Source organism: Pseudogemmobacter sp. TB195 (assembly GCF_058313095.1).
On record NZ_JBZEGG010000094.1, the window covers coordinates 1 to 837 of the forward strand.

1 pseudogene is annotated in these 837 nt (G+C 67.5%); it reads right to left on the minus strand.

Going from position 1 to position 837, the window contains the following annotated elements:
* Window positions 1-837, minus strand: a pseudogene (locus AC4FS3_RS28760) (carboxyl transferase domain-containing protein); the annotation flags it as partial.

Genomic DNA, 837 nt, shown 5'->3' on the forward strand with positions numbered 1-837 from the left:
GCCCTTGTCGGCCATCAGGCGGATGACGTCGCGCACTTCATAGACGCGCAGGCGGTTTTCCGGGATGACCCGGCGCAGCAGGCGCTGGTCTTCCGCCTCCCACTCGCTGATCTCGCCCTGGAAGTAGGAGAGGTATTTTTTCGCGACCTCGGTCGCCTCGATCTCGTCCTCCACCAGCACGTCGATGACGCCGTTGGGAACCTGCACCGACACCGGACCGACCTCCGCCGGGTGATAGACGCCGAGGCCGCCGCCCTCGATCATCGCCGGTCCGCCCATGCCGATGGACGAATTTTTCGTGGCGATGATGACGTCGCAGCAGCCGAGCAGCGCGGCGTTGCCGGCGAAGCAATAGCCCGAAACGACGCCAACCACCGGCACCTGACCGGAGAGGCGGGCGAACTCCACGAAGCTGGTGGTGTCGAGCCCGGTCAGGCCGCCGCTGTCGGTGTCGCCGGGACGGCCGCCGCCGCCTTCCGCATACAGCACCAGCGGCAGCTACCATTGCTGGGCCAGGTGCATGGCCCGGTCGAGCTTCTTGTGGTTGCGCTTGCCCTGGGTGCCGGCCAGCACGGTGTAATCGTAGGACACCACCATGGCGCGGGCGACGTCGGCGCCAAAGTGCCGGCCGTTGATCGAGGCGGTGCCGACGATCAGGCCGTCAGCCGGGGTGTTGATGATCAGATCGTCCAGCGAGCGGCGGCGCGACTGGGCGGCGATGGCGAGGCCGCCGTATTCCATGAACGTGCCGGCGTCGACCAGTTGCGCGATGTTCTCCCGCGCCGTGCGCTGGTTGGTCTTGCGGCGGCGTTCGACCGACTGCGGCCGGTTTTCATC